Annotated in this window: 6 protein-coding genes; all 6 read left to right on the top strand. The window is 60.1% G+C overall.

Annotated features, from left to right (window positions below):
- The first annotated feature begins 218 nt into the window (after positions 1-218).
- The 6 genes from QMX93_RS28280 to fabI are packed head-to-tail and all read left to right on the top strand — an operon-like array spanning position 219 to position 8412.
- Positions 219-2051, top strand: a complete 1833-nt coding sequence (locus tag QMX93_RS28280) for an extracellular solute-binding protein (RefSeq protein ID WP_282358830.1) — start codon at positions 219-221, stop codon at positions 2049-2051.
- Positions 2048-3889, top strand: coding sequence for an extracellular solute-binding protein (locus QMX93_RS28275; RefSeq protein WP_282358828.1), 1842 nt, complete (start codon positions 2048-2050; stop codon positions 3887-3889). The genes QMX93_RS28280 and QMX93_RS28275 overlap by 4 nt, the downstream gene beginning before the upstream one ends.
- A 2-nt stretch (positions 3890-3891) precedes the next feature.
- Entirely contained in the window at positions 3892-4965 is a 1074-nt protein-coding gene (locus QMX93_RS28270; protein ID WP_201226938.1) for a microcin C ABC transporter permease YejB, read from the top strand.
- Position 4966: 1 nt separating this feature from the next.
- The gene (locus QMX93_RS28265) at positions 4967-5986 is read left to right on the top strand and encodes an ABC transporter permease (RefSeq protein ID WP_282358821.1); all 1020 of its coding nucleotides are present in this window, start codon (positions 4967-4969) and stop codon (positions 5984-5986) included.
- Position 5987: 1 nt separating this feature from the next.
- The gene (locus QMX93_RS28260) at positions 5988-7598 is read left to right on the top strand and encodes an ABC transporter ATP-binding protein (protein WP_282358820.1); all 1611 of its coding nucleotides are present in this window, start codon (positions 5988-5990) and stop codon (positions 7596-7598) included.
- Between the two features lie 19 nt (positions 7599-7617).
- On the top strand, positions 7618-8412 hold the full coding sequence (fabI, locus tag QMX93_RS28255; protein ID WP_007910591.1) for an enoyl-ACP reductase FabI: 795 nt from the start codon (positions 7618-7620) through the stop codon (positions 8410-8412).
- Positions 8413-8570: the final 158 nt, after the last annotated feature.

The raw sequence follows: 8570 nt of genomic DNA, 5'->3' as shown, positions 1-8570 counted from the left end.
TGATTTATCCCCGATGGACTGCGCAGCAGTCCCTTCTTTTAATTCGAAGAGCGCGGGCCGCTGCGCGCCCCATCGGGGATAAATCCCCTCGCCACAGAGGTAATTTGAGCAAGCAGCGCGCCTGGATTAACCCCCCATTAACCCGCGATCTTTTTCCTGTCCAGACAAGCTGTTACTGTACGGCCCACAAAGCCCAAGCCGCCTGGATCAGATCTGACTTGAAGCGTCCCCTCCTCCTGCTCCTGATCAGCCTGGCCTTGAGTTCAACCGCAAGCGCGACGATTACCGAAAGTCACGGTTATGCGCAGTTCGGTACGCTCAAGTACCCGGCCAGATTTACCCACTTCGACTGGGTCAACCCGCAAGCGCCCAAGGGCGGTACGTTGCGGGTGATGGCGTTTGGCACCTTCGATACGGTCAACCCATACACCTTCAAGGGCACCAGCCCGGTCACCACGCCGAATTTCCTCCAGTACGGCATCAATGAGCTGAACGAGCCGCTGATGGTCGGCACTGGCCAGTATTCGCCTTCCGGTGACGAGCCGGCGTCCAGCTATGGCTTGATCGCGCAATCGGTGGAGTACAGCGAAGATCGCAGCTGGGTGGTGTTCAATCTGCGCCCCGAGGCACGTTTCCACGACGGCACGCCGATCACCGCTTACGACGTCGCGTTCTCCTATCGTTTGCTGCTCAAGGACGGCCATCCGCTATACCGCACCGCCCTTCAGGAAGTGCTGCGCGTCGATATCCTCAATCCGCAGCGCATTCGCTTCGTGCTCAAGCGCTCGGGCAATCCGCTGTTGATCCTGCGCCTCGGGGAATTGCCGGTGCTGCCGCAGCACTACTGGAAAGACCGCGACTTCAAAGCCACCACCTTCGAACCGCCGCTGGGCAGCGGCCCGTATCGCATCACTTCGGTGACGCCGGGCCGGCAGTTGATCTTCGAGCGGGTCAAGGATTACTGGGGCAAGGACTTGGCGGTCAATCGCGGCAAGTACAACTTCGATCGCATGGAAGTCGAGTTCTACCGCGACAGCGATGTCGCCTTCGAAGCGTTCAAGGCCGGCGAGTTCGACATCTACATCGAGCATCAGGCGAAGAACTGGGCCAACGGCTACAACTTCCCGGCCATCCGCCGTGGCGACGTGATCAAGGCGCAGATCCCGCACCAGATCCCGACCCAAAGTCAGGGCCTGTTCATGAACACCCGCCGCGCCACGTTCGCCGACGTCAAAACCCGCGAAGCGCTGGGGCTGATGTTCGACTTCGAATGGACCAACCGCGCGCTGTTCAGCGATGCCTACAAGCGCACCACCAGTTACTACCCGAACAGCGAATTCAGCGCCAGTGGCCTGCCGGTCGGGCACGAATGGCTGATGCTCAAACCGTACAAGGAGCAACTGCCGGCCAAGCTGTTCACCGAGCCGTTCACGTTGCCGCAAACCGACGGCCGCGGCATTCCTCGCGAGACCATGCGCAAAGCGCTGGCCCTGCTCGCCGAGGCCGGCTTGAAGCTCAACGGCCAGCGCCTGCAAAACGCCGACGGCCAGCCGCTGCGTTTCGAACTGCTGCTGGTCAACCCGAATCTGGAGCGCATCCTCCAGCCGTACATTGAGAACCTCAACAGCATCGGCATCGACGCGCGCCTGCGCACGGTCGATCGCGCGCAGTACAAACAGCGCCTCGATCAGTTCGATTTCGACATGATCCTGATGACGCTCAACCAGACCCTCAGCCCGGGCCTTGAGCAGTGGCAGTACTTCCATTCCAGTCAGGTCGGGGTCAAGGGCAGCAAAAATTACGCGGGCATCGCCAACCCGGTGGTCGATCACCTGCTCGAACAATTGCTCGCCGCGCGCACCCGCGATGAACAGGTCGCCGCCGGCAAGGCGCTCGACCGCGTGCTGCTCTGGCAGCACTACAGCATTCCCAACTGGTACCTGAATTATCACCGCCTGGCCTACCGCAACCGGTTGGCCTTCGTCACCACGCCGCCCTACACCCTGGGCCTGAGCGCGTGGTGGCTGAAGTCTTCGGAGAAAGATCGATGAAACCCATCCGCGCCCTGCTCGTCCAGGCCAGCGGCTTGCTGTTCGCCGGGCTGGCCTTTGCCGCCCCGCAACACGCCGTGACCCTGTACAACGAGCCGCCGAAATACCCGGCCGATTTCAAGCATTTCGATTACGTGAATCCCGACGCGCCCAAGGGCGGCGTATTCCGTCAGGCCGGTTTTGGTGGCTTCGACAGCCTCAACCCGTTTATCAGCAAAGGCGTGCCGGCCGATGACATCGGGCAGATCTACGACACCCTGACCAAGCACAGCCTCGACGAGCCGTTCACCGAATATGGCCTGATCGCCGGCAAGATCGAAAAGGCCCCGGACAACAGCTGGGTGCGGTTCTACCTGCGCCCCGAAGCACGTTTCCACGACGGTCATCCAGTGCGCGCCGACGACGTGGTGTTCAGCTTCAACACGCTGACCAAGGAAGGCTCGCCGATGTATCGCGGCTACTACAGCGACGTGTCCGAAGTCATCGCCGAAGACCCGCTGAAAGTGCTGTTCAAGTTCAAGCACAACAATAATCGCGAGTTGCCGCTGATTCTCGGCCAGTTGCCGGTGCTGCCAAAACACTGGTGGGCCGATCGCGATTTCAGCAAGGGCAATCTGGAAATTCCGCTCGGCAGCGGCCCGTATAAGGTTGCCGAAGTGAAGGCCGGCCGTTCGATACGGTACGAGCGGGTCAAGGATTATTGGGGCAAGGATCTGCCGGTCAACCGTGGCTTCTACAATTTCGACACGATGACCAGCGATTACTACCGCGACAACACCGTCGCCGTCGAAGCGCTGAAAGCCGGGCAGTTCGATTTCTGGCTGGAGATGACCGCGAAAAACTGGGCCAACGCTTACAACATCCCGGCCGTCAACGAGGGCCGTTTGATCAAGGAATTGATCCCCAACAGCAACCCGACCGGCATGCAGGGTTTCGTCTACAACCTGCGCCGTCCGGTGTTCCAGGACATACGGGTGCGCCAGGCGCTCGGTTTGCTGTTCGATTTCGAATGGACCAATAAACAACTGTTCAACGGTGCCTACTTCCGCACCCGCAGCTATTTCGAAAACTCGGAAATGGCCGCCACCGGCCTGCCCGACGCCGATCAACTGGCGATCCTCGACCCGTTCCGCAACAAGCTCCCGGCGCAGGTGTTCAGCGAAGCCTTCGACAACCCGAAGACCGACGCCAGCGGCATGATCCGCAATCACCAGCGCGAGGCCTATCAACTGCTGCAAGAGGCTGGCTGGAAGATCGTCGACGACAAAATGGTCGACGCCACCGGCAAACCGGTGGTGATCGAATTCCTCCTCGCCCAGACCGAATTCGAACGCGTGTTGCTGCCGTTCAAGCGCAACCTCAGCGACCTTGGCATCGAACTGGTGATCCGCCGCGTCGACGTTTCGCAGTACATCAACCGCGTGCGCTCGCGGGACTTCGACATGATCGTCGGCAGCTTCCCGCAATCCAATTCGCCGGGTAACGAGCAGCGCGAATTCTGGATGAGCGCCGCTGCCGACAAGGCCAGCAGCCGCAACACCATGGGCTTGAAGGATCCGATCGTCGATCAACTGGTCGAGAGCCTGATCAACGCCGACTCGCGCGCCAGCCTGGTGGCCCACGCCCGCGCGCTGGATCGCGTGTTGCAGTGGGGCTACTACGTGGTGCCCAACTGGCACATCAAGACCTGGCGCGTGGCGTACTGGAATCACATCGGCCATCCGAAGGTCTCACCCAAGTACGACATCGGCATCAACACCTGGTGGGTCAAGCCTGACGCTAAACCGGCGGTAGAAGTCGAAACCAAACTGCAAGCCGACCCTGCGGGCACGGAGTAATGATGCTGGCGTATATTTTTCGGCGACTGCTACTGATCATCCCGACCCTGTTCGGCATTCTGCTGATCAACTTCGTGATCATTCAGGCCGCGCCCGGTGGCCCGGTGGAACAGATGATCGCCAAGCTCGAAGGCTTCGAGGGCGCCACCAGCCGCATTGCCGGCGGCGGCGCCGAAGTGTCGGTGGCCGGTTCCTCCTATCGCGGCGCGCAAGGGCTGGACCCGGCGCTGATCAAGGAAATCGAGCACATGTACGGGTTCGACAAGTCGGCCCCGGAACGCCTGTGGATCATGGTCAAGAACTACGCCTCGCTGGATTTCGGCGACAGCTTTTTCCGCGACGCCAAGGTCATCGACCTGATCAAGGAAAAGATGCCGGTGTCGATCTCGCTGGGGCTGTGGAGCACGTTGATCATGTACCTGGTGTCGATCCCGCTGGGGATCGCCAAGGCCACGCGACACGGCAGTCACTTCGATGTGTGGACCAGTTCGGCGATCATCGTCGGCTACGCGATCCCAGCGTTCCTTTTTGCGATCCTGCTGATCGTGGTGTTTGCCGGCGGCAGTTATCTCGACTGGTTTCCGTTACGCGGGCTGACCTCGAACAACTTCGATGAGCTGAGTTTCGGCGGCAAGATCCTCGATTACTTCTGGCACCTCGCGCTGCCAGTTACAGCACTGGTGATCGGCAACTTCGCGACCATGACCCTGCTGACCAAAAACAGCTTCCTCGACGAAATCAACAAACAATACGTGGTCACCGCCAAGGCCAAAGGCCTGACCCGCCATCGCGTGCTCTACGGCCACGTGTTTCGCAACGCCATGCTGTTGGTGATTGCCGGTTTCCCCTCGGCGTTCATCGGCATCTTCTTCACCGGTTCGCTGCTGGTGGAAGTGATTTTCTCTCTGGACGGTCTCGGTCTGATGAGTTTCGAAGCGGCGATCAACCGCGATTACCCGGTGGTGTTCGGCACCTTGTTCATCTTCACCCTGCTCGGGCTGGTGGTGAAACTGATCGGCGACCTCACCTACACCCTGGTCGATCCGCGCATCGACTTCGAAAGCCGGGAGCATTGAGATGAACCTGTCCCCTCTCAACCGCCGCCGCTTCGAACTGTTCAAGGCCAACAAGCGCGGCTGGTGGTCGCTGTGGCTGTTTCTGATTTTGTTCGGGCTTAGCCTCGGCGCTGAGCTGATCGCCAACGACAAGCCGCTGGTGGTGCATTACGACAACAGTTGGTATTTCCCAGCGATCAAGCGCTATCCGGAAACGACGTTTGGCGGCGAATTCCCGCTGGAAGCCAACTACAAGAGCCCGTACATCCGCGAACTGCTCAAGGCCAAGGATGCGTGGGTGTTGTGGGCGCCGATTCCGTACAACTACCAGAGCATCAATTACGACCTGAAAGTCCCGGCGCCGGCGCCACCGTCGGCGGACAACCTGCTCGGTACCGACGATCAGGGTCGCGACGTGTTGGCGCGGGTGATTTACGGCTTCCGTATTTCCGTGCTGTTCGCGCTGACGCTGACCGTGTTGAGTTCGATCATCGGCGTGATTGCCGGCGCACTGCAGGGTTTTTATGGCGGCTGGGTCGATCTGGCCGGGCAGCGTTTTCTGGAGATCTGGTCGGGGCTGCCGGTGCTGTATCTGCTGATCATTCTTGCCAGTTTTGTGCAGCCGAATTTCTGGTGGCTGCTGGGGATCATGCTGTTGTTCTCCTGGATGAGCCTGGTCGACGTGGTGCGCGCCGAGTTTCTCCGGGGTCGCAACCTCGAATACGTGCGTGCGGCGCGGGCGCTGGGCATGCAGAACGGCGCGATCATGTTCCGCCACATCCTGCCCAACGCGATGGTCTCGACCATGACGTTTATGCCGTTCATCCTCACCGGCGCCATCGGCACCCTCACCGCGCTGGACTTCCTCGGTTTCGGTTTGCCGGCCGGCAGTCCGTCGTTGGGTGAACTGGTCGCGCAGGGCAAATCCAACCTGCAAGCGCCGTGGCTGGGCATCAGCGCCTTTGCCGTGCTGGCGTTAATGTTGAGTTTGCTGGTGTTTATCGGCGAGTCTGCTCGCGATGCCTTCGACCCGAGGAAGTGAAATGAATCAGGACAATCTGATCGAAGTGCGCGACCTCGCCGTCGAATTCGGTTTCGGTGAGCGCATACACCGCGTCGTCGAGGGCGTGAGTTTTGACATCAAGCGTGGCGAAACCCTGGCGTTGGTCGGCGAATCCGGCTCGGGCAAATCGGTGACTGCACACTCGATCCTGCGGTTGTTGCCCTACCCGATGGCCCGCCATCCGGCTGGCAGCATCAATTACGCCGGGCAAAACCTGCTGGACCTGAGCGAAAAAACCATTCGGCACATTCGCGGCAATCGCATCGCGATGATTTTTCAGGAGCCGATGACCTCGCTGAACCCGTTGCACTCGATCGAGAAGCAGATCAACGAAGTCCTCGGCATCCACAAAGGCCTGACCGGCAAAGTCGCGACCAAGCGCACTTTGGAGCTGCTGGAGATGGTCGGCATCCCTGAGCCGCACAAGCGCCTCAAGGCCCTGCCCCATGAATTGTCTGGTGGCCAGCGCCAGCGCGTGATGATTGCGATGGCCTTAGCCAACGAGCCGGAACTGCTGATTGCCGACGAGCCGACCACGGCACTGGACGTGACCGTTCAGCTGAAAATCCTCGATTTGCTCAAGGAATTGCAGGCCCGATTGGGCATGTCGCTGTTACTGATCAGTCACGATCTGAACCTCGTGCGAAGAATTGCGCATCGTGTATGTGTCATGCAGCGCGGTTGCATCGTCGAACAGGCATCGTGCGAAGAGCTGTTCCGTTCGCCGCAGCATCCGTACACTCGGGAATTGCTCGGCGCGGAGCCCAGCGGAGGCCCGGCGACCAATAAAATCGGCGCGCCGTTGCTTGAGGTCGAGGACTTGAAAGTCTGGTTCCCGATCAAGAAAGGCCTGCTCAAACGCACGGTGGATCACGTCAAGGCAGTGGACGGCATCAATTTCAGCCTGCCTCAGGGTCAGACTCTGGGGATTGTCGGCGAAAGCGGTTCCGGCAAATCCACGCTGGGTCTGGCGATTTTGCGTTTGATCGGCAGCAAAGGCGCGATCCGCTTTGAAGGCAAGCAGCTAGACTGCCTGACGCAGAACGAGGTTCGCCCGTTGCGTCGGGAGATGCAGGTGGTGTTTCAGGATCCGTTTGGCAGCCTGAGCCCGCGCATGTGTGTCAGCGATATCGTTGGCGAAGGCCTGCGGATTCACAAGATGGGCACCGCCGAGGAGCAACAGGCGGCGATTATTGCGGCATTGAAGGAGGTAGGTCTGGATCCGGAAACCCGGCACCGCTACCCCCACGAATTTTCCGGTGGGCAACGGCAACGAATTGCCATTGCCCGGGCTTTGGTGCTGAAACCGGCGCTGATCCTGCTGGACGAGCCGACTTCGGCGCTCGACCGGACGGTGCAGCGGCAAGTGGTGGAGCTGTTGCGTTCACTGCAAGCCAAGTACAACCTGACGTATTTGTTTATCAGCCATGACCTGGCTGTCGTCAAAGCGCTGAGCCACCAGTTGATGGTGGTCAAGCATGGCCAAGTGGTCGAACAGGGAGACGCGCAAAGTATTTTTGCCGCCCCCCAACATCCGTATACACAGCAGTTGCTGGAAGCCGCTTTTTTGGCACCAGCCACTGCGCAATAACCTGAAAGAGGAGCAACACATGGGTTTTCTCGCCGGTAAGCGCGTACTGATCGTCGGTGTCGCCAGCAAGCTGTCCATCGCATCCGGCATCGCTGCCGCCATGCATCGCGAGGGCGCTGAGCTTGCCTTCACTTATCAGAACGACAAACTGAAAGGTCGTGTTGAAGAATTCGCCCAAGGCTGGGGTTCGAGCCCTGAGCTGTGCTTCCCGTGCGACGTGGCCAGCGATGAAGAAATCGCCAAGGTCTTCGAAGCACTGAGCAAGAAGTGGGATGGCCTGGACTGCATCGTCCACTCCGTAGGCTTCGCCCCGGGCGACCAACTGGACGGCGACTTCACCGAAGCCACCACCCGTGACGGTTTCCGCATCGCTCACGACATCAGCGCCTACAGCTTCGTGGCCCTGGCCAAAGCCGGCCGCGAAATGATGAAAGGCCGCAACGGCAGCCTGCTGACCCTGTCGTACCTGGGCGCCGAGCGCACCATGCCGAACTACAACGTGATGGGCATGGCCAAGGCTTCGCTGGAAGCTGGCGTACGTTACCTGGCCGGCTCCCTGGGCCCGGACGGCACCCGCGTCAACTGCGTATCGGCTGGCCCGATCCGTACCCTGGCAGCCTCGGGCATCAAGAACTTCCGTAAAATGCTGGCCGCCAACGAAGCGCAAACCCCGCTGCGTCGCAACGTCACCATCGACGAAGTCGGCAACGCCGGCGCCTTCCTGTGCTCCGACCTGGCGTCGGGCATCAGCGGCGAAATCATGTACGTCGACGGCGGCTTCAACACCACCGCCATGGGCAACATCGAAGAGTGATCTTCGCTTAGCCGATAAAAAAACCCGCCAACCTGGCGGGTTTTTTTATGCCCGCAACCCCGCCTCCTGTGGGAGTGGGCTTGCTCGCGAAGGCGGTGGGTCAGGCGATGATGATGTTGAAGGGATGGACGCCTTCGCGAGCAAGCTCGCTCCCACAG

It is taken from the genome of Pseudomonas sp. PS01303 (genome assembly GCF_029959385.1).
Classification (GTDB): Bacteria; Pseudomonadota; Gammaproteobacteria; order Pseudomonadales; family Pseudomonadaceae; genus Aquipseudomonas; species Aquipseudomonas rustica.
The sequence above is the reverse complement of the archived record's forward strand: the minus strand, read 5'-3'. Positions and strand labels throughout refer to the sequence as shown.